General features: G+C 65.5%; 16 protein-coding genes. 12 read left to right on the plus strand and 4 right to left on the minus strand.

From position 1 onward, the window contains the following. The first annotated feature begins 63 nt into the window (after nucleotides 1-63). Nucleotides 64-1,062 (plus strand): MBL fold metallo-hydrolase, encoded by a 999-nt coding sequence (locus KXC42_RS22410; RefSeq protein ID WP_219129615.1) that lies wholly within the window; start codon nucleotides 64-66, stop codon nucleotides 1,060-1,062. 7 nt (nucleotides 1,063-1,069) lie between these two features. Here KXC42_RS22410 and KXC42_RS22415 read toward each other — a convergent pair whose 3' ends face one another. Then, nucleotides 1,070-3,439, minus strand: a complete 2,370-nt coding sequence (locus tag KXC42_RS22415) for an FdhF/YdeP family oxidoreductase (RefSeq protein WP_219129616.1) — start codon at nucleotides 3,437-3,439, stop codon at nucleotides 1,070-1,072. Between the two features lie 122 nt (nucleotides 3,440-3,561). Here KXC42_RS22415 and KXC42_RS22420 point away from each other — a divergent pair, with 122 nt between their 5' ends. Beyond that, entirely contained in the window at nucleotides 3,562-5,133 is a 1,572-nt protein-coding gene (locus KXC42_RS22420; RefSeq protein ID WP_219129617.1) for an FMN-binding glutamate synthase family protein, read from the plus strand. A 153-nt stretch (nucleotides 5,134-5,286) separates the two neighbouring features. Here KXC42_RS22420 and KXC42_RS22425 read toward each other — a convergent pair whose 3' ends face one another. Then, a complete protein-coding gene (locus KXC42_RS22425) occupies nucleotides 5,287-6,822 on the minus strand; it encodes a long-chain fatty acid--CoA ligase (RefSeq protein WP_008382189.1) in 1,536 nt (511 codons plus the stop codon). A gap of 115 nt (nucleotides 6,823-6,937) precedes the next feature. After that, on the minus strand, nucleotides 6,938-7,576 hold the full coding sequence (locus KXC42_RS22430) for a TetR/AcrR family transcriptional regulator (RefSeq protein WP_067715176.1): 639 nt from the start codon (nucleotides 7,574-7,576) through the stop codon (nucleotides 6,938-6,940). A gap of 98 nt (nucleotides 7,577-7,674) precedes the next feature. Here KXC42_RS22430 and KXC42_RS22435 point away from each other — a divergent pair, with 98 nt between their 5' ends. Genes KXC42_RS22435 through KXC42_RS22460 form a run of 6 tightly spaced genes read left to right on the plus strand, consistent with a single transcriptional unit; the run spans nucleotide 7,675 to nucleotide 13,980 of the window. Continuing rightward, complete coding sequence (locus KXC42_RS22435; RefSeq protein ID WP_008382193.1) at nucleotides 7,675-8,562, plus strand: CoA transferase; 888 nt, start codon at nucleotides 7,675-7,677, stop codon at nucleotides 8,560-8,562. Nucleotides 8,563-8,585: 23 nt separating this feature from the next. Beyond that, the gene (locus KXC42_RS22440; RefSeq protein WP_006897083.1) at nucleotides 8,586-9,791 is read left to right on the plus strand and encodes a thiolase family protein; all 1,206 of its coding nucleotides are present in this window, start codon (nucleotides 8,586-8,588) and stop codon (nucleotides 9,789-9,791) included. A gap of 52 nt (nucleotides 9,792-9,843) precedes the next feature. Next, nucleotides 9,844-11,517, plus strand: a complete 1,674-nt coding sequence (locus KXC42_RS22445) for a long-chain-fatty-acid--CoA ligase (RefSeq protein ID WP_219129618.1) — start codon at nucleotides 9,844-9,846, stop codon at nucleotides 11,515-11,517. Next, the gene (locus tag KXC42_RS22450; RefSeq protein WP_008382197.1) at nucleotides 11,514-12,311 is read left to right on the plus strand and encodes an enoyl-CoA hydratase/isomerase family protein; all 798 of its coding nucleotides are present in this window, start codon (nucleotides 11,514-11,516) and stop codon (nucleotides 12,309-12,311) included. Before KXC42_RS22445 ends, KXC42_RS22450 begins: the two co-directional genes overlap by 4 nt. 23 nt (nucleotides 12,312-12,334) lie before the next feature. Continuing rightward, nucleotides 12,335-13,498 carry an acyl-CoA dehydrogenase family protein gene (locus KXC42_RS22455; RefSeq protein WP_219129619.1) on the plus strand — a complete coding sequence of 388 codons (1,164 nt, stop codon included), beginning with the start codon at nucleotides 12,335-12,337 and terminating at the stop codon, nucleotides 13,496-13,498. After that, nucleotides 13,495-13,980, plus strand: a complete 486-nt coding sequence (locus KXC42_RS22460; RefSeq protein WP_219129620.1) for a MaoC/PaaZ C-terminal domain-containing protein — start codon at nucleotides 13,495-13,497, stop codon at nucleotides 13,978-13,980. Before KXC42_RS22455 ends, KXC42_RS22460 begins: the two co-directional genes overlap by 4 nt. Nucleotides 13,981-14,362: 382 nt before the next feature. Here the strand turns inward: KXC42_RS22460 and KXC42_RS22465 are convergent, their stop codons facing one another. Beyond that, nucleotides 14,363-15,793, minus strand: a complete 1,431-nt coding sequence (locus tag KXC42_RS22465; RefSeq protein WP_257606202.1) for a HEPN domain-containing protein — start codon at nucleotides 15,791-15,793, stop codon at nucleotides 14,363-14,365. A gap of 389 nt (nucleotides 15,794-16,182) precedes the next feature. On the opposite strand from KXC42_RS22465, the gene KXC42_RS22470 reads away from it, so the two are divergent. The 4 genes from KXC42_RS22470 to KXC42_RS22485 all read left to right on the plus strand — a co-directional run bounded on the left by KXC42_RS22470 (nucleotide 16,183) and on the right by KXC42_RS22485 (nucleotide 18,785). Then, a complete protein-coding gene (locus KXC42_RS22470; RefSeq protein WP_219129622.1) occupies nucleotides 16,183-16,578 on the plus strand; it encodes a helix-turn-helix transcriptional regulator in 396 nt (131 codons plus the stop codon). Beyond that, nucleotides 16,568-17,446: a permease gene (locus KXC42_RS22475; protein WP_219129623.1), complete on the plus strand. Its 879-nt coding sequence runs from the start codon at nucleotides 16,568-16,570 to the stop codon at nucleotides 17,444-17,446. The genes KXC42_RS22470 and KXC42_RS22475 overlap by 11 nt, the downstream gene beginning before the upstream one ends. Before the next feature lie 44 nt (nucleotides 17,447-17,490). Next, entirely contained in the window at nucleotides 17,491-17,655 is a 165-nt protein-coding gene (locus tag KXC42_RS22480) for a hypothetical protein (protein ID WP_156776349.1), read from the plus strand. A 524-nt stretch (nucleotides 17,656-18,179) separates the two neighbouring features. Next, a complete protein-coding gene (locus KXC42_RS22485; RefSeq protein ID WP_219129624.1) occupies nucleotides 18,180-18,785 on the plus strand; it encodes a recombinase family protein in 606 nt (201 codons plus the stop codon). Nucleotides 18,786-19,802 lie beyond the last annotated feature (1,017 nt).

Below are 19,802 nucleotides of genomic sequence, written 5' to 3' on the forward strand. Positions count from 1 at the left end.
GCTACCCGAGCCGAAGGCGCACGAAACGGACACCTCGGTAGGGTGGCGGGCCGGGAGGTCGACATGAGTGGATTGCAGCAGGTCGGTGACGGGGTCTGGGCGTTCGTGCGCACCCCCGGCGGTTGGGGTGAGGCCAACACCGGGTTGGTCGTCGCACCGGGAACGGCGTCGCTGGTCGTCGATACCGCATGGGACGTCGCATGGGCGCAGCGCATCGCCGAGGCGCAGGCACCGCTGGTCGCCGATGCTCCGATCACCGACGCGGTGAACACCCACAGCGACGGTGACCACTGGTGGGGCAACGACACGCTGCCGCCCGACGCGCGGATCACCACCAGCGCCGCCGCACTGGACGGGATGCGCGAGGATCTTCCACCGCGCGCCCTCACCGTGCTGGCCGGCACGGGCTCCCTGATCCGGCGCGTCCCCGGCCCCATCGGTGCGGCCGGTGCCTACATGGCGCGGGTCCGCGGCGGTGCCCGATTCCCGCGCCGCACCCCGCGGATGCCCGACACGACCTTCGCGACCGCCACCTCACTGGACATCGGTGGTCGCACGATCGAACTCGAGCAACTCGGACCGTGCCACACGGCCGGCGACCTCGTCGTCCGCGTGGCCGATGCCGGGGTCGTCTTCACCGGCGACCTGCTGTTCATCGGGTCGACGCCGATCCTGTGGCACGGCCCGCTCGGCAACTGGTTGTCGGCGCTCGATCGGCTGCTCGGCTGGGACGCCGACGTGTACGTACCCGGGCACGGGCCGACCTGTGGTGCGGCGGAGATCCGAGCACTGCGCGACTACTGGCTGTGGCTGCGCGATGCCGCCCAGGATCATCACCGGGCCGGACTCACCCCGCTCGAAACAGCGCGGAAACTCTTGCTCACGAAAGATTTCGATGCGTGGCGTCACTGGGAGTCGCCGGAGCGCATCGCACTGAGCCTGAGCACGCTGTTCGACCAGTGGAACGGCAACCCACCGGCACCGCCCACCGTGAGGCGACGCGCTGCGGCCTTCGTGACGGCCGAAACACTGCTGCGCGAAGGAGCATTCGAGGCGTCCTGACCGACGGTCAGGACAGGTGCTTCGGCTCCGGGGTCGTCTTGTGCGACCAGTCCGATCCCGCGGGCGCGGTTCCGAGCGCGTCCGGGCACTCGTCGCGTCCGGCAGGAGCCAGGGAGATCACGATCGACTTGTAGGTGGGGCAGTTGCTCTTCAGTGCAGTCGAATCGAGCGGGACGAGAGGGTTGGTCTCCGGATAGTAGGCGGCCGCACTTCCCCTCGGCAGGTCGTACTCGACGATCCGGAACCTCGTGGCGCACCGTTCGCGGTCGTCGCCGTCCCATCGTGTGAACAGGTCGACGAAGTCTCCGTCGTCGAAACCCAGTGCGGCGATGTCGTCCCGGTGCATGAACACGACGCGACGGCCGCCCTCGATCCCGCGGTAGCGGTCGCTGAGGCCGTAGATGGTGGTGTTGAACTGGTCGTGGCTGCGCATCGTCTGCAGCAACAGATGCCCCGGCGGGACCTGAACCACTTCTACCGGCGAGACGGCGAATTCCGCCTTACCCGAATCTGTCTCGAAGATTCGGGTGTCGCGGGGCGGATGCGGCAGGATGAATCCTCCCGGACGCCGGACGTTGACCTCGTACCCTTCACAACCCGGGACGACGCGGGAGATGCGCGAGCGGATGTTCGCGTAGTCGTCGCGCATCGCCTTCCAGTCGATCCCGTAGCGGTCGCCGAGCGTGGCCTCGGCGATGCCCGTGATGATCGCGACCTCCGAACGCACGTGCCCGCCGGGCGGTTTCAGCGGTCCTCGGGAGGCGTGGACCGCGCACGTCGTGTCCTCGACCGACACGAACTGCGGTCCCGAGGCCTGGACGTCCTTGTCGGTACGCCCGAGCGCCGGGAGGATCAATGCCGTTCTGCCGCAGACCAGATGGGAACGATTGGGTTTCGTCGAGATGTGCACCGTCATGTCGATACCTGCCATCGCCTCCGCGGTGACAGCGGTGTCGGGTGCCGCCTGCACGAAGTTGCCGCCGAGGCCGAGGAAGAACCGCACCTTGCCGTCGCGCATCGCCTTGATCGAATCGACCGTGTCGTAACCGTTCTCACGAGGAGGATCGAAACCGAACTCCTTCTCGACCGCGTCGAGGAAACTCTGCGGCGCGCGTTCCCAGATCCCCATCGTGCGGTCGCCCTGGACGTTCGAGTGTCCGCGCACGGGCATGAGGCCGGCGCCGCGCTTACCGATGTTGCCCTGCGCGAATGCGAGATTGCAGATCTCCTTGATGGTCGCGACCGCGTTGCGGTGTTGAGTCAGGCCCATGGCCCAGCAGAAGACCGTTGCCTTCGAGCGTCGCAGCATCTGCGCGGCCTCGGTGATCTGCTGACGCGACAGGCCGGTCGCGGCGACCACCTCGCCCCAGTCGATGTCCCGGACGTGTTCGACCCATTCGTCGAATCCCCGGGTGCGGCTCTGCACGAAGTCGTGGTCGAGCGCGTCCCATTCGACGAGCAGCGACCCGAACGCCTGCAGCAGCGCGAGGTCGCCATTCACCTTGATCGACAGATGCAGGTCGGACAGATCCGTTCCCCGACCGAGCACGCCGCGCGGTGTCTGCGGGTTCCGGAAGTTGACCAGCCCCGCTTCGCGCAGCGGGTTGATCGTCAGGATCTTCGCGCCGTTCTGCTTGGCCTCTTCGAGTGCGGTGAGCATGCGCGGGTGGTTGGTGCCGGGGTTCTGCCCCTGCAGGATGATCAGCTCGGCGTGGTGCACATCGTCGAGCGTGACGCTGGCCTTGCCGATGCCGATCGACTCCTGCAGCGCGATGCTCGTGGACTCGTGGCACATGTTCGAGCAGTCGGGCAGATTGTTGGTCCCGAACGCCCGCGCGAACAGCTGGTACACGAAGGCCGCTTCGTTCGATGCCCGTCCGGACGTGTAGAAGGTGGCCTGATCGGGGCTGTCCAGCGACTTCAGCTGTTCACCGATGAGGGTGAAGGCCTCGTCCCACTCGATCGGGGTGTAGTGCGTGGCGCCGGGCCGCTTGACCATCGGATGCGTGATGCGGCCCTGCTTGCCGAGCCACAGCTCGCTGTGCTCGGCCAGTTCCGCGATGCTGTACCTGGCGAAGAAGCTCGGGTCGGCACGTCGCTTGGTGCCCTCCTCGGCGACGGCCTTGGCGCCGTTCTCGCAGAACTCGGCGATCTTGCGATGACCGGGGTCGGGATCGGGCCACGCGCAACTCGGGCAGTCGAACCCTTCGGCCTGGTTCAACTCGAGCAGTGCCTCGACCGAACGCACCAGCCCCATCTGCTCGAGGGATCGCTTCACCGCCACGGCGACGCCGGTGACACCCGCTGCGGCCTTCTTCCGGTCTTCGACCTCGAGGTCGCCTTCGTCGTAGTCGGCCCGCCGGTCACGGTTCCGCATTCGATCACCTCTCCCCACGCACGGTTTGCCGAGGAGTACCCCGGTCCGCCGCCTGCCGAAACGGGTCGGCGATTACGCCCGGACCCGCATCGCGCAGCCCCACCCGGACGTACTCTCGGGAAATGGGACGGTCGAAAATGCTCGGAATCCCGGCCGCTGCGGCGGCCGCTGTCGGTGCCTACGATCTTGTGCAGAAGCGACATTCGCTGCTACGCAACTTCCCGATTCTCGGGCACGGTCGCTATCTGCTGGAGTCGCTGGGACCCGAACTGCGGCAGTACATCACGACGAACAACAACGAGGAACGGCCGTTCAACCGCGATCAGCGCCGGTGGATATACGCTTCGTCGAAGAACGTCACCAACACCTTCGGATTCGGCAGCGACAACGACATCGAGTACACCGACGGGTACACGATCATCAAGCACCGCACGTTCTCGGACCTGCCGCCGTCGAGTGCCCCTCACGGGGGCGACAAGGTGTCGCTCCCGTCCGCGAAGGTGCTCGGCGCTGCCCGGGGACGTACCCGTGCCTTCCGTCCCGAGTCGTTCGTCAACATCTCGGCGATGAGCTTCGGTTCGCTGTCCGGTGCCGCCGTGGAAGCACTCAACCGGGGTGCCGGGACGGCCGGATGCCTGCAGAACACCGGTGAAGGCGGCCTGACGACGTACCACCGCAACGGCGGAGAATTGATCTTCCAGATCGGCACCGGCTATTTCGGGTGCCGCGACGAGGACGGACACTTCGACCTCGCACGACTGAAGCGGGTCGTCGAATCGGCACCCGTGCGTGCCCTGGAGATCAAACTCAGCCAAGGCGCCAAGCCCGGACTGGGCGGATTGCTACCCGGAGCCAAGGTCACCCCGGAGATCGCCGAGGTCCGTGGAATCCCCGTCGGCAAGGACTGCGTGAGCCCGTCGCGCCACACGGAGTTCCACGACATCGACAGCCTGCTCGACTGGGTCGAACTGCTCGCAGCCGAAACGGGACTTCCCGTGGGGATCAAGTCCGCCGTGGGCGACACGACCTTCTGGGACGAACTCACACGCCAGATGAGCGAGACCGACCGCGGAGTCGACTTCGTCACCATCGACGGCGGCGAAGGTGGAACCGGCGCTGCACCATTGGTGTTCGCCGACGCCGTATCGCTTCCGTTCCGCAGCGGCTTCGCGCGGGGCTACGCGACATTCGCCGAAGCCGGCTTGACCGACGACGTCACCTTCATCGGTGCCGGCAAACTCGGCCTGCCCGACAACGCGGTGGTGGCGATGGCGCTCGGATGCGACATGGTCAACGTCGCCCGCGAACCGATGTTCTCGATCGGATGCATCCAGGCGCAGAAATGCCATACCGACCGGTGCCCCACCGGCGTGGCGACGCAGAACCGTTGGCTCACCCGAGGACTCGACGTCCCGACCAAGGCCGACCGCGTCGCCGACTACATCGAAGCCCTCCGCCGCGACGTGTTCAAGATCGCGCAGGCCACGGGTGTGGCGCATCCCGGCCTCATCACTGTCGACGACATCGAGATCGCCGACGGCAATCGACGCGCCGTCACCCTGCGGGAGCTGTACGGCTACCGAGACGGGTGGGGACTGCCGTCGCAGGCGGACCGGGAGGAGATCACGCGTCTGATGACCGTGGAAGCGGTGACGACACCGGGTGGGACGGAGGAGTCGACGGCTACGTCGTAATCACCTGTGGTCAAAAGATCGACAAAGCGATGCGGCCGATAATGCCTCGTTATGACAAGTAGGCGATGCCGAGTATCCCGCGAACTCGACCTCTCCCAGAGCGGGCCAAATGGCAGGTGGCTTGGTAGAGGAGCCTAACGAGCTATCCGATTGTTAGCTGGTGGCGACTGTGCCTTCCGTGATTGCATCACGCAGCACGTGCTTGAGAATCTTCCCCGAGGGGTTACGGGGAATGGGCCGGGTGATGAGCTCGCGCGGAAGCTTGTAACCCGCAATGAACTGGGATCCGTACTCGCGGAGCGACTCCAAGGTGACCTCGCGGCCCTCGACCGGGGTGACGACGGCGATGAGGCTCTCCCCGAACATCTCGTCCGGCCGCCCGACGACCGCCACATCGGCCACGTCCGGGTGGCCGGCGAGGGCCTGTTCGACCTCCACCGAGTACACGTTGCGCCCGCCCGTGATGATCATGTCCTTCATCCGATCAACGATCGTGATAAACCCGTCGGCGTCCCGGACCGCCACGTCGCCGCTGTGCAGCCAGCCGTCGCGGAGCGCATCGGCGGTGGCCTCGGGCTTGTTCCAGTAGCCCTTCATGATGGTCTCGCCTCGGTAAATGATCTCCCCGGGCTCGCCGACCGCGGTGTCGTTGCCCTCGTCGTCGACGATCCGCGTCTCGGCGTTAGTGATGGACGCCCGTCCGGTGGCATCTGGGCGGGCGCGTACTTCGTCCGGAGTGAGGAAGATGCCGGTCGGGCCGCCTTCGGTTTGGCCGCACAGCTGGAAGAACTGCACGTGCGGCAGGGTGGCGAGCAAGCTGGTCGCCGCGCTCGGCGGCATTGGTGCGGCGCCGAAGAAGCCCAGCCGCCACGCGGACAGATCGCGCGTGCCGAGCTCGGGGTGCTGCAGCAGCATCTGGTACATGGTGGGCACGCCCAGGAACACGGTGATGCGGTGCTTCTCCAGCGCATCCAGGACCGCCTTGGGCTCGAACGCTGGCAGCACCACGTGAGTGGTGCCCAGGCTGAACCCTGACATAACGAACAGGACCAGCTCCGCGCAGTGGTACATCGGCGCGACGTGCAGATTCCGGTCGAAGATATTCATACCGAGTGCGGAAACCGAGTTCCCCACCCACAGCATGCGGTGATGGTCGAACAACGCTCCCTTGGGACGCCCGGTCGTGCCCGAGGTGTAGAGGATAATGCAGTCGTCGTCCTCGATGACCTCCACTTCCGGCGCGGTGGTCGGCATGGTGTCTGCGAGCCGCGCGATGCCCTGCGCGGCGGGCTCGTCCAGCACCAGACTTTGCGGCGCGGACGGCAGCGGATCGAGTTCGTCGAGGCCGGCCACCACCACCGCGAGCCCCTCGGAGTACAGCAGCACCGTCGCACCGGAGTCCTCGAGCAGGTAGCGAAGTTCGCGGGCCGGCACGCGAGGGTTGAGAGGCACGGCAATGGCCCCCAGTCGGAACGCTCCGTACAGGCCCAGGATGTACGCGTCGGAGTTCGGGCTCAGCAGTGCCACCCTGTCGCCCTTGCCGACTCCGAGCGACGCCAACGCGTGCGCATACTGATTGATCCGGGCCGCGAGCTGCTCGTACGAGTAGGTGCTCTCGCCGAAGATCAGTGCGGTCTTGTCCGGGTGCCGGCGGGCATTGAGCGCGAGGGCGCCTCCGAGAGTGGCCATGGTGACTCCTGAGGTGTCGATGACTCCGGGATCGGATATGTGACCCCGGACACAGCAGGGACAGTAACCGCCAGCGTGATGCTTGTACAGATGTTCAGTGAAAGTGAAACTCGAGTCAGGTGGCTGACCCGTGGGAACGATCGACAGCTCCTCCCCCGGACACGCTCACGCCGAGTTCGGGCTTGCTGCGCCCCTCGGTGTGGGTAAAGGTCCCGAGGTGGGTCCAGACGGCATCCACCAGCGGCTGCAGGAACAGCCGGCCCATCTGGTTGATGATCACGTCGACCACCTGGACGGAGTCGGCGCGACCTCGCGACGCCGCGCCGGTCTCGCGCATCGCAACGACCTCCCGGTGGGTGAGTTCGGTGAGCCGCTCCAGCAGTTGCCCCCGCTGACCACCGGGTTCGAGTAGCGCCCGGCGGAGGTAGTTGACCACCTCCGGGTTTCTGACCAGCATTTCCGAGACAGCCTCGTTCCGCACGCGAGCGATTTGTTCGCCGGACTCTTCGGTCGGCGCCGAAGCAAGAGCCGACGCGAAACGTTCCACGACGATCTGCTCCACGGCCTCGCGGAGGCCGTCTTTGGACCCGTAGTGATGGACCACCAGCCCGACAGTCACCCCGGCGGCGGCCGCGACCGCCCGCATCGGTGTGCGGTCCTCGCCGTTGGCCGCGTAAAGCTCGAGAGCGGCGTTGCGGATTCGCGCTTTGGCGGTGAGATCTTGGTCGCCGGAGTGCTGGGCGGGGCGGTCCACGCGGTCTCCCTTCGGTCGACAAACGAGTCTACGGGGACGCGCCAATCGCTAAAGCTATACAGTGGCTAAGTTTACTGACTACTTGTATAGTCGCTGAAATGAGTCCCAGATCGCTCCGACCCCTGGCCGGCATACAGGTCGTCTCTTTGGCTACCAACCTGCCCGGTCCGCTGGCCGTGGCAGGCCTTCGTGACCTCGGCGCAGCGGTGATCAAAGTGGAGCCGCCGGTGGGTGACGCCTTGGCCGTGGCCGCGCCCTCCTGGTACGCAGAACTGACACAGGGAGTGGAGGTTCGTCGGGCCGACCTCAAAAGTCGTAGCGGCCTGGAGGAGCTGACCAGGCTGCTCGATACGGCGGACGTGTTGGTGACCGCCATGCGCCCGTCAGCGTTCTGCCGACTCGGCCTCGGCGATCTCAGCGACCGCTACCCGCGGTTGTGCCATGTGGAGATCGTGGGCTACGACGGCGCCGACGAGGAGGTCGCGGGCCACGACCTGACCTATCAGGCGAGATACGGCACCATCCGGCCGCCGCACCTGCCGCTGGTCCCGGTCGCCGACACCGTCGGTGGGGAGCGGGCCATCTCGGCCGCCCTGGCCCTGCTGCTGGCCCGGGGACAGCACGACTCCGGCGGACATCAACGCATCACTCTCGACGCGGCCGCGTACGACTCCGCGGCTGCCCTCCGGCACGGCCTGTTTGGCAATGGAGCACCACTGGGCGGGGCTCTGCCCTCCTACAACATCTATGCCACCGCCGACGGCCACATCGCCCTGGGGGCACTCGAACCGCACTTCGAGGCCCGCACCAGAGAAGTACTCGATTGCGACGGCACATCCGCCGCCTACACCCGCGCCTTCGCCGCGCACACCACGGCCCACTGGGAGGATCTGGCCGCGCGCCACGACATCCCGCTCACCGCCGTTCGCGATGCCCACCCGGCCACAGCGCAGACCACTCACGCGCCCACGGCGCCCACCACCTGACCACCTTGAGGAAGGGCCCAGTCATGACCGACTCCCCCCAGCCCCGTAGTTCCCGAGCCACCCGCGAGGCCGTGATCGTCGATGCCGTCCGGACCCCGGTCGGCAAGCGCGGCGGGGCGCTGGCCGCCTGGCATCCCGCCGATCTGCTGGGGGCCACCCTCAGTGAACTGGTTCGCCGCAGTGATGTGGCGCCGGAGAAAATCGACGACGTGATCGCTGGCTGTGTGATGACGCACGACCAGCAGAGCTCCAACATCGCTCGCCATGCGGTGCTCTCCTCCGGCCTGCCCGATTCGGTGCCGGCCGTGACCGTGGACCGACAGTGCGGCTCGGGGCAGCAAGCTGTCGCATTTGCCGCCCACGGTGTGGAGGCGGGGTCCTACGACCTCGCCATCGCATGCGGCGTGGAGTCGATGTCACAGGTGGCGCTGCCATCCTCATTACAACCCGGCGCCCCGCTAGGCCCGCAATACTCCCCCCGCGAACTGGCCCGCTACGACGGCGGACTGCTGGTTCAAGGCCCGTCCAGTGAGCTGATGAACACCCGCTTCGACCTCAGCCGGGAGGAACTCGACGCCTTCAGCCGCCGGAGCCACGAGCGGGCGCTGGCTGCCACCCGCGACGGCCGCTTCGAGACCCAGCTGGTTCCGCTGCGCCGCGACCCGCTCGATGACTCCAGCGAGCCCGTGACCGCGGATGAGGGGATCCGGGCCGAGCTCGACCCAGAGAAGATGGCGTCCCTGCGGGCGGTGTTCGCCGAAGACGGCAAGACCACCGCAGCCAACTCCTCCCAGCTCAGCGACGGCGCCGCCGCACTACTCATCGCCGACCGCGAGTTCGCCGAGGCCCACGGGCTCACCCCCCGCGCCCGCTTCGTGGTCCACGCGGTCGCCGCGGCCGATCCGATCATCCAGTTCACCGCAATCCTCGAGTCCACCCGCAAGGCCCTGGACCGGTCGGGGCTCACGGTGGACGATATCGACCTGTTCGAGGTCAACGAAGCGTTCGCGGGAGTACCGCTGATGTTCCAAAAAGAGTTCGGCGTCCCCGACGACAAACTCAACGTCAACGGCGGCTCGGTGGCTGTCGGCCACCCCCTCGGATCCACCGGCGCCCGCATGATGACGGACCTGCTGACCGAACTCGAACGCACCGGCAGCCGATACGGGCTACAGACCATCTGCGAAGCCCACGGCACCGCTAACACCACCATCATCGAACGCCTCTGACGAGCCCCCTCCGTCCCAGCCACCGTCCCAACCCCACTTCAGGAGCACCAACATGACGTCCCACCCCATCGTCACCGGTCTGCCGTCGACACACGGTGACAGCTACCAGCTCAACACCACCACCCTGCTGCGGCACTCCGCCCGGACCTACCCCGAGCAGGAGATCGTATTTCGCACCATCGACGGGGGCTGGGACCGCTACACCTACGCAGACATGTTCGAGCGGGTCGGCAAGTCGGCCCACGCGCTCTCCGGGCTGGGGGCCGGCCCCGGAACGGTGGTGGGAATCCTGGATTGGAACTCCAAACGCCATATGGAGCTGTACTGGGCGATTCCCGGTATCGCATCGGTGATGCTGCAGATGAACCTGCGGCTCGCCCCGGTGGACCTGGCCTATGTCACCGACCACGCCGAAACCTCGATCGTGCTGGTCGACGAGTCCCTGCTGCCCGTGGCCGAGGCGCTGGTCGAGCAGGGCGTCGGGGTGAAGACCTGGGTGGTCATGACGGACAAGCCACTCTCGGAGATCTCCACCACGCTGCCCGGGGTCGTCCACTGGGAAGACGCGCTGACGGCCGCGGAATCGACCTTCGACTGGCCGATGATCGACGAAACCTCGGCGTACAGCGCGTGCTACACCACCGGCACCACCGGCCGCCCCAAGGGCGTGTACTACTCCCATCGCGGAATCTACCTCCACACTCTTGCCGAGGCAGCGCAGTTGAAGATGGGCGACGACGACACCGTCATGGTCATCACCCCGATGTTCCACGGCCAGGGCTGGGGACTGCCGCAGTCGGCCATCTACTCGGCCGCCAAGGTCGTGCTGCCCGGACGGTATACGGCCGAGGACACCTCTGTGCTGGTTGACGCGATGATCTCCGAGTCCGTCACCGTAGCCAACGGTGCCCCCGCGATCTTCGAGCCGATGCTCGACTACATCCGCACACTCAAGACGCGCCCGGACTTCAGCCGCGCCCGTCTGCTGTCCGGGGCGACCGAACCGTCGCTCACGCTCATGCGCGGCTTCCATGACCTCACCGGCGCCGACATCATCCACGCCTACGGCGCCACGGAGACCACTCCGCTGGTCACCGTCAACGCAGGCCTGAAGCACACGCTGCGGGACGTGCTCAGTGAGAAGGAGAAGTGGGATCTCAAGCGGGCCCAGGGTCTGCTGGTCAACGGGATCGACATCAAGGTCGTCGGACCGGACGGAACCGAACTACCCCACGACGGTGTCTCCCAGGGCGAGGTGCTCATGCGCGGCCCGTGGATCATCGAGCGCTACCACAAGATGGAAGACAAAGGCGGCGCGTTCGCCGATGGGTGGTGGCGCAGCGGCGATGCCGGCACGATCCGCCCCGACGGCTACCTCAAGCTGACCGACCGCATCAAGGACGTGGTCAAAAGCGGCGGCGAATGGATCTCCTCGATCGACATGGAAAACGCGATCGTCGCCCACCCACAGGTCCGCGAAGCCGCCGTGGTGGGGATCGAGCATCCCAAGTGGCAAGAGCGCCCGGTTGCGATCGTCGTCCAAGAAGACGGTGCCGATCTTGACGTCGACGACATCCACGCCGTGTTGGAAGACAAGTTCGCCAAGTGGCAACTGCCCGACACCGTCATCTTCGCCGACGCGCTGCCGCGCACCAGCGTCGGCAAGTTGGACAAAAAGACGCTACGCACCGACCACGCCGATCTCTACCGGGGAGCCGAGGAATGAACAACCGGAGCGGACACGATGATGTGGTGCGCAGCGAACGACGCGGAGCCGTCGCGATCCTGCGCATCAACCGACCCGAGGCCCGGAATGCACTGAACGCCGCGGTGTTCGCAGCCTTGAACGGGCACCTAGCCGAGCTGCGGACCGATGACTCCGTGCGCGCCATAGTTTTGGCCGGCGCGAGCGGCGTGTTCTGCGCTGGAGCAGACATCACCGCGTTCGACGCCCTGCGGGCCGATCCGTTGATCGGGCAGCGGCGGGCCTCCGGGGGGACTCTATGGGCCGACCTGGAGAACTTCCCCAAACCGGTGATCGCAGCCGTCGAGGGCCTGGCCCTGGGGGGCGGGCTCGAACTCGTCCTGGCCTGCGACACCAGCATCGTCGGCCAGGGTGCCCGCCTTGGATTACCCGAGGTCAAGCTCGGCGTCATCCCCGGCGGCGGCGGCACCCAACGACTCATCCGGGCGCTCGGCAAACCTCGCGCCATGGCACTGCTGCTCAGCGGCGACCTGGTCACCGGGACCGAGGCCGCCACCCTCGGCCTGGTGGGAAAGGTGGTCGACGACGACGAGGTCGTCGAACAGGCGATCGCCCTGGCGCAGCGGATCTCGGCTAATTCCCCGCTGGCCGTGGCCCTGGCCAAAGACGCCGCCCTGGCCGCGCAGACCGGGTCGATAGCCGCAGGGCTCGAGCACGAAAAGCGCAACTTCGTCTATTCACTCGCCTCAGACGACAGCCACGAGGGCCAGGCCGCCTTCGTGGCCAAGCGTTCGCCGAACTTCACCGGCCGCTGACCCGGACCGACAAGGACAAGATCATGACCACCACCCTGTTCCCCGACCACCGCCCCACCTGGCAAACCGAGTCCCACGAGTTGCTACGGGACCACGCCCGCGCCTTCTTCGCCAGAGAAGTCACCCCCCGCCAGGCGGACTGGGCCCGGCAGGGCCACGTCGACCGCGAACTCTGGAACAGAGCCGGAGCGGCAGGCCTACTGCTCACCGACATCGCCGAAAAGGACGGCGGCGGGGGAGGCGACTTCGGCCACGAGGCTGTAGTGGCCCAGGAACTGGCGTACGCGCACGACAGCGCGTTCGGCTTCACCGTGCACTCCACGATCGTCAGCCACTACATCAACGCCTACGGGACCGAGGAGCAAAAGCGCCGCTGGCTACCCGGGCTCGCCTCCGGCGAGAAAGTGGTGGCCGTCGCCATGACCGAGCCTGGTACCGGCTCAGACCTGCAGAACGTCAAGACCACAGCGATCCGCGACGGCGACCACTACGTGGTCAACGGCGCCAAGACCTTCATCTCCAACGGCACCCACTGCGACTTGGTTGTCATCGTGGCCAAGACCGATCCAGCGGCCGGCGGCAAGGGCATCTCCCTACTAGTCGCCGAGGTCGACAATAACGTCGCGGGCTTCTCCCGCGGCGCCGTCCTCGAGAAGATCGGCATGCACGGATGGGACACCCGCGAACTCTTCTTTGACGACATGCGGGTACCGGTGGAGAACATCCTTGGCGAGGAGGGCTCCGGCTTCGCCGAACTCATGACCCAGTTGCCGCGGGAGCGACTCATCATCGGAGTCGCCGGCGTGGCAGTGGCCGAGGCCGCGGTGATCGAGACCATCCGGTACGTCAAAGAGCGCGATGCGTTCGGCAAGAAACTCCTGGACTTCCAGAACATCCAGTTCGTACTAGCCGAGTGCAAGGCCGACGTCTACGCCGGCAAGGCGCTGATCGACGACGGCATCCGCCGCCAGATCGACGGCACCCTCGACGCCGCCGGCGCCTCGATGATCAAGCTGTGGGCCACCGACATGCAGTGCCGCGTGGTGGACAAGTGCCTACAGCTGTTCGGTGGCTACGGCTACATGATGGAGTACCCCATCGCCCAGATGTACACCGCCTCCCGCGTGCAGCGGATCTACGGCGGCACCAACGAGATCATGAAGCTGCTCGTAGCCAGGTCGCTGTGAACGCCACTCCCCCAAGTCCGTCCGTCTACGCCGAAGACTTCACCCCGGGCCAGATCCTCGAACTGGGCGATCACACCGTCTCCAAGGCCGAACTGGTGGATTTCGCCACACGCTGGGACGCACAGTGGTTTCACATCGATGAGGAAGCGGCCGATCAGGGACACTTCCGCGGACTCATCGCCAGCGGGGTACACACCATCGCCATCGCTCAACGGCTGCTCACACAAACAGTGCTCAACCAATGGGCAGTGATCGCCGGGCTCGGATTCGACAAGGTACGGTTCCCGGTGCCCGTCCGACCCGGCAACGTTCTCACCGGAACCGCCCAAATTGCCGAGGTCACTCTCGACGGAACACGCGGGCGAGTGAAGATGGAGATGCGGCTGACCGATCAGGACGACCACACCGTCCTCTACGCCGAACTGACCATCGTCATGTGGCAAAGAGAGCAGGCCACGACACCGTCCGGAGGCTTCAACTGACACACGGCAGGACGTCACCAGAAAGAGCCACGGTCCCGCCCTACATCGACGAAGCGACCTTCATCTCGTATCCGCAAGTCAGCGTGGGACGTGACGACCCCACCTCACGACGGTGGCTCAAGGTAGTCAAACCCCCGTCCGAGCGCGTCCGCTAGCTAGCGATCGATTTCGCGACACTCACAGAACCAGTCGTTTCCGCAGGGCAGCAGTGTCCGAAAACTCGTGTCGCCTTGCCACCCACATCGAGCACCGGTAACCAGACCTTATGACAAGTACTCGGTTCCGAGCTGCAGTGAATCCAGAACTCGCCCCCTGCCTTTCCGCTGCGCCGAGCACGGCAGACGCGTTGCGGTGTGCGAATCGATTCCATGGCCGGTAAGAATCAGCCGAAAATGCGCGGCAGCCGGTCGTTCCACCTTCGTACCGCGGTCTCATATCGCTCGCTGCGCTGCGCTGCAGCGGCAAGCTGCTCTGGCGCAACGCCAGCCTCGAGAAGGAGCCTGAACGTCAGAACCCACCGCAGCGACTGGTTGAGTGCATGGACATCAAGGATGTCTGCGGTATGCCCAGATTCCTCCTCACCCAGACCGTGGGCGCCAGAAACACGTTGGTCACGCACAGCCTCTTTCCACCGGCCGATTCTCCCAACGGCGGACGGCACTGCCTCGGCAACGGGCTCAGCGATTTCTTTGAGCCGCTGGGGGTACGACTTGTCGGCCCACCATGTCCTTAACGCGTCTTCCAAGCTCTTCTTGACCGGTTCCCCAACCTCCGAGTTACGCAGCGCTTCAACCGCTTGCCCGACTTGCTCCTCGTCGAAGCGCTTCGCATTCGGGTGAAGCCGACGGTGAAGCATTTCAGCGGCGGTCGCGAGCGTGAGCGCCTCGGTCTCAACGGTGGCGAACTCACCGCTCCACGCAGCAGCGAGGATCTGAGGGACTGGAGAAACCCGCGGCGCCAGGTCCAACCAGCGAGGTAGGAACTCATCACCGACGTCGCCGCGATACAAAAAGAGCTCACCAGAACTTCTTGGCGCCTCCGAATGGACCTGATACCCCAGCACGTTCACGCGAACGTCCCCCTCGGCTAACCCAAGCCTTCGTACTGAGCTTTCAGCTCCAGACAGCAGCGTCATCAAACTCGCGATCGGTGTCGCGACCTGAGAAAGGGCGTCGGTTAGGACCAGACCGCCGTCAATATTGAACACCGCGGCGGTGTTCGTCGTGACTTTAAAGCCGTCGAAGGCCGGTGGCGAGATCGTCGCCGACGGTTCCAAGCGGACCTGCCCCGACGGGCTGATTAGGAATGCTTGCGGCGCGTCGGGGAGCTCAACAGAAAATCCGCGCGGGCCGCGCCCCTTCGCGGGAATGATGTGCTTCGTCGTCGGAATCCCGGCCCAGTCGTGGAGGTTCGTGACCTCCGCCTGGATCTCACTGAACCGCTGAGCTTCGTCGGGGATGTGGTCGCCGACAAGACACCAATCTGTTCGCATCTCATGGTTGCCCGGAGCCTCCTCGTCAGGCATCGCGAAGCCCAAGGAGCGCCGGCGGGTCGTGCGCACACCCCAAAGGGTCACCGCACTCGGGTTCACCGCCAGCGAACCTAGAACTGAGAAGCGTGCCGGCTCCGAGTCGTTAGGGCTCCCGGCCCAGCCTCCGTTTGGCTGTTCAGTCCACTTCACCGACGGAGTAAATCCGGGGCTCACCTCAAGGCTGGCGCGGTTCCCACTAAACCGCAGTACGCCGGTCCGCCGAGGGCTGTGAAACTCGCCACCCGAGTCAACGACTTGAAACTGACCGATGGACTCGGCCATCGGGTCGGGGAACTTGCCTAACGCCACGAACAGAATCGTATCGGGCTCAGATGTGACTTTCGGCCGTAAATGGCGGTGTTCTATCGACGCTCCGTGGCGGCCTCAGTTGGTGATGCCGACGACGAGGGTAGCCAGCTTGCTCGCCAGCGGTGCCCGGCCCCTGCGTGTCAGGGTGAGTTGAGACCAGCGGTCCGCAGCAAGTCCGTCCCCGCAGGGCGAGGGGACTGGACCGGGTTCGCCTCGGCCGCCCTGATCGGAGTCGGCCGCACCGCGAATGCGACCGTCCGTAACATCACCGAACGCCTCCAGGCATCCGGCGCCGCAAAGCAACACCCGCGATCCATCAACAGAGGCTTGTGATAGCAATGGTCGCTTGTTAGTGTGAGGGCATGACTTCAGCAATCCAGCTCCCCGCCGTGGTCTCGGACCTCACGGCCAAAGAACAAGCCGCCTACCTGGTGCCGACCCTGGCGGCGTTGGCCGATGAGAACCGGCTGACGATTGCCCTGTCCCTGGCCGATGGGGCGAAGACGAACACGCAACTCCAAGAGGCCACCGGGCTGAGCCAGGCGCTGGTCAGCCACCACGTTGCCGCCCTGCGCAAGGCCGGCCTGGTCGACTCCACTCCGCGGGGGCGGTCGAACCTCGTCTCGATCTGCTGCGAGCAACTGGCCGCCCCGGTCCAGTGGCTGGCCCACCTGGCCACCCTGACTCCGGCAGGACAGCAGGCCTGCTGCACCGAAGCCACGATTCCGGCGAGCACTGCGGTAGCCGATGCTGACTGAGACACTCGGAACCTTCGCCCTACTCCTGGGCCAGCTGCTGGCCCTGTTCCTCGTCGTGTCCACCATCGTCGCATTGATCAACCGGCGATTCGGGCCGGAGAAGATGCGGGACTGGATGAGCAGCGGGCGCATCCCCGGACCCGTCAAAGGCCTGGCCCTCGGGGCGGTCACCCCGTTCTGCTCCTGCGCGACCCTGCCCATGCTGGTCGGGATGCTCAACGCCGGAGTCGCCTTCCAGACGGCGATGACCTACCTCATCTCCTCGCCGTTGCTCAACCCGATCATCGTCGGCGGCATCGGCATCATCTTCGGGTGGCAGACCGCGATCACCTACACGATCTTCACGCTCTCCGTGTCGTTGATCGCCCCGTGGGTCTGGGGCGCGTTGGGCATGGAAAAGAGCCTCAAGCGCGTGCGCGTACAGGGAGAGGGGACGCCTGAGCCATGGAACGGTCTTCGCAGTGAGATGCCCGGAGCGCTGCGGCAAGCCTGGACCGATCTGCGACCCTTGCTCATCCCGATGCTCGTCGGCGTGGCGATCGGGGCAAGCATCTATAGCTTCGTCCCCGCGGACCAGCTCACCGCGTTCGCCGGGGCCAACATCTGGTGGGCCGTGCCCCTGGCGGCGGTCATCGGCATCCCGCTCTACATCCGGCTGGAAACCATGCTCCCGGTCGGCCTCGCCCTACAGTCCGCCGGTGTGGCCGTCGGCCCCATCTTCGCCCTGATGATCGGCGGGGCCGGGGCCTCCCTGCCGGAGGTGTCGATGCTCGCTGCGATCTTCAAAACGCGACTCCTGGCCACGTTCGTCATCACCATCCTGGCCGTGGCGATCATCGGCGGCTACCTCATCTCGATCACCGCCTGACCCCAGAACTGTCCCAGTAAACCCACCTAAGGAAAGGAACCATCATGGGATTGAAGGACCTGCTCACCGGACGTTCGAGCAAGGAGCAGTCGGACTGCTGCAACGTCGAAATTGTCCCCGCCGACGACGACACCCAGCAGAACGGCAACGCTGAGGCACCTCAGCAGGAAGACGGAAGCTGCTGCCAAGACGCCAAGGTTCAGGGCTGACGCTCCAGAAATCCACGACCCCGGCCACCGTCACCGGGACCACGACGAGGACTCCCGTCACCGGCGGGGGTCCTCGTCCACTGTTGACTCCCGCCTGCTTCACGCTCCGGTTCGCTCTCCCGAGGGTTCATGCTGTCGGGCACGCTCGTGTCGTGCTCGCTCATCATCGATACAGTCATCGCGGCCGTGAGCCGGGGATGCTCCGCTCGTAGGATCGAGCGCGCACCTATCAGGGGACGATACGGTTGTCGGTCCGGGGGATTGCCCGACCCCGACGACCAGACGGCCTACCAGCCCGCCGAGTAACTCCCACTGGTCTCATCCACCTTGACTTCCGCCGGGCACCAAGAAGCATGCCTCATCAACTTACAGCTTTTCGAGACACTCGTCCCACTACCCCGCCCTGACTGGCGCTGCTCGCCCTTCCTGGACGAACGGACTCTACAGATTGTCTCGTTAAGTCGTCTTGACAAGAACTGTCGCACGTGACGTCTCGGCAGGGGTTTGTGGGGCACAATCGGGCCATGAGTCACTTGGGGTACACCCGCGTCAGTACCGCCAGTCAGGATGCGCAACTGCAACTGGACGCGCTCGTGAATGCTGGGGTGCAGAAGCGGGATGTGTTCTCCGATGTCACCTCGGGTAGCCGGACCGCGATCGAACGCCCGGGCATGAAGCGATTGCTCGACTACGTCGAGCCCGGCGACACCGTCGTGGTCTGGCGCATCGACCGCCTCGGGCGCTCCCTGCTCGACGTCCTCAACACAGTGAACCTCCTCCGCGCCAAGGCCGTGAAGATCAAATCCCTCTCAGACGGCATCGACCCAGAGACCACCACAGGCCGGCTGATGCTGGGCATGCTCGCCACCCTGGCCGAATACGAACGCGAACTCATCACCGAGCGAGTCAACGCCGGCATCGCCGCCGCCAAACAGAACGGCACAAAGTTTGGCCGGCCCCCGGTCGATCCCGAAGTGATCTCCGAGAAACTCGAGATCGCCCAAGACGCCCGAAAGAAGGGCCGAACCGCCGCCGAAGCCGCCAGCTTGGTCGGATGGTCTCGAGCCACGCTGTACCGCCACCAACAAGCTCAGTGTGAGCGCCACTCTGAAGGCGTTGCGCCGGCGTGACGGCAGGACGCGACTCATTACTACGACTCTGGCCGAGGAGTTTCGAATATCGAGCACCCGGACCACCCGCGGCCGCAGCCCATCGAACTCGTTGACACCTCATCGTTCGTTCGCTGGACGAGCAGATGCGTGTCACCTACGAGCCGATTCCCCGTGGGCTGCCCGACGAAGATTTCCACAAGCCTTATCGACTGTCTGACGTTGATGCTTAGATTTCACTCAGAACACAGTCGACCAAAGAGAGGCGCCATGTCCCGCATTCGAAAGCTCATCGCCACTGCAGGCATGTTCATGCTCGGTTCCATCGCGATCCCGGTCGGTCATGCTCAGCCACTCCCCGGCGGATCTGTAGAGTTGCCGGCCGTCGAACCTATGCCGGTGGCGGTCCCGCCCGGTTCTGTCGCCCAGCAACTACCGCCTCTACCCTTCCCGTTTTTCTGGGTGGACCACCTGTTTTCGCCCCCTGCCGCTCCGACATACGTCGCCTCGAACTGGGTTGTACCCTTCAGCGGGTGCCCGGCTGCGAACCAGAGGGCTTTCGCGCAGGACGGAACACAGCTCTGGTGCACTTATCTCGATCGGACCGACGCACGGGTATGGGCTCCATACACCTCGAATGTCCCCTGGACACCTGACTTCAGACTCAAACCCCTGACACGAGTGACCAATTCGCTCGGCGGACAGCCCTGCGGCCCTGTGGGAGCAACGGCTACCGATCAGTCGAATGGACAGCAAGCCCATTGCGACTGGCGACGTATCGACTCGGACACCCCGGTCTGGCAGTACAGGCCAGGGTCGTAATAAATCACCTTGGACCTCGTAGAGGGGAGCGCAAGTAGCCGGAGTCGGCATGCCAGGTCCGGGGACCTGGGTGCTGCCTCACAGCATCATGGGCACCAAGAGACGCCCCTCAAGTGACACCCGCGCGGCATCGGACCTCCCGCCCACGAGTTTTCAACTGCTCCCCATCTGCCGGAGGGCCGTTCAGCTAGGCCAGAACCCCTACGGGACTCGTGT

The sequence above is a fragment of the Rhodococcus sp. LW-XY12 genome (genome assembly GCF_019317345.1).
GTDB classification, from domain to species: domain Bacteria; phylum Actinomycetota; class Actinomycetes; order Mycobacteriales; family Mycobacteriaceae; genus Rhodococcus; species Rhodococcus pyridinivorans.

What these genes read in the sequence shown, in the direction of transcription:
- KXC42_RS22410 (WP_219129615.1), top strand. Translation starts at nt 64, where the DNA reads ATGAGTGGATTGCAGCAGGTCGGTGACGGGGTCTGGGCGTTCGTGCGC.
- KXC42_RS22415 (WP_219129616.1), bottom strand. Translation starts at nt 3,439, where the DNA reads ATGCGGAACCGTGACCGGCGGGCCGACTACGACGAAGGCGACCTCGAG.
- KXC42_RS22420 (WP_219129617.1), top strand. Translation starts at nt 3,562, where the DNA reads ATGGGACGGTCGAAAATGCTCGGAATCCCGGCCGCTGCGGCGGCCGCT.
- KXC42_RS22425 (WP_008382189.1), bottom strand. Translation starts at nt 6,822, where the DNA reads ATGGCCACTCTCGGAGGCGCCCTCGCGCTCAATGCCCGCCGGCACCCG.
- KXC42_RS22435 (WP_008382193.1), top strand. Translation starts at nt 7,675, where the DNA reads ATGAGTCCCAGATCGCTCCGACCCCTGGCCGGCATACAGGTCGTCTCT.
- KXC42_RS22440 (WP_006897083.1), top strand. Translation starts at nt 8,586, where the DNA reads ATGACCGACTCCCCCCAGCCCCGTAGTTCCCGAGCCACCCGCGAGGCC.
- KXC42_RS22445 (WP_219129618.1), top strand. Translation starts at nt 9,844, where the DNA reads ATGACGTCCCACCCCATCGTCACCGGTCTGCCGTCGACACACGGTGAC.
- KXC42_RS22450 (WP_008382197.1), top strand. Translation starts at nt 11,514, where the DNA reads ATGAACAACCGGAGCGGACACGATGATGTGGTGCGCAGCGAACGACGC.
- KXC42_RS22455 (WP_219129619.1), top strand. Translation starts at nt 12,335, where the DNA reads ATGACCACCACCCTGTTCCCCGACCACCGCCCCACCTGGCAAACCGAG.
- KXC42_RS22465 (WP_257606202.1), bottom strand. Translation starts at nt 15,793, where the DNA reads ATGGCCGAGTCCATCGGTCAGTTTCAAGTCGTTGACTCGGGTGGCGAG.
- KXC42_RS22470 (WP_219129622.1), top strand. Translation starts at nt 16,183, where the DNA reads ATGACTTCAGCAATCCAGCTCCCCGCCGTGGTCTCGGACCTCACGGCC.
- KXC42_RS22475 (WP_219129623.1), top strand. Translation starts at nt 16,568, where the DNA reads ATGCTGACTGAGACACTCGGAACCTTCGCCCTACTCCTGGGCCAGCTG.
- KXC42_RS22480 (WP_156776349.1), top strand. Translation starts at nt 17,491, where the DNA reads ATGGGATTGAAGGACCTGCTCACCGGACGTTCGAGCAAGGAGCAGTCG.
- KXC42_RS22485 (WP_219129624.1), top strand. Translation starts at nt 18,180, where the DNA reads ATGAGTCACTTGGGGTACACCCGCGTCAGTACCGCCAGTCAGGATGCG.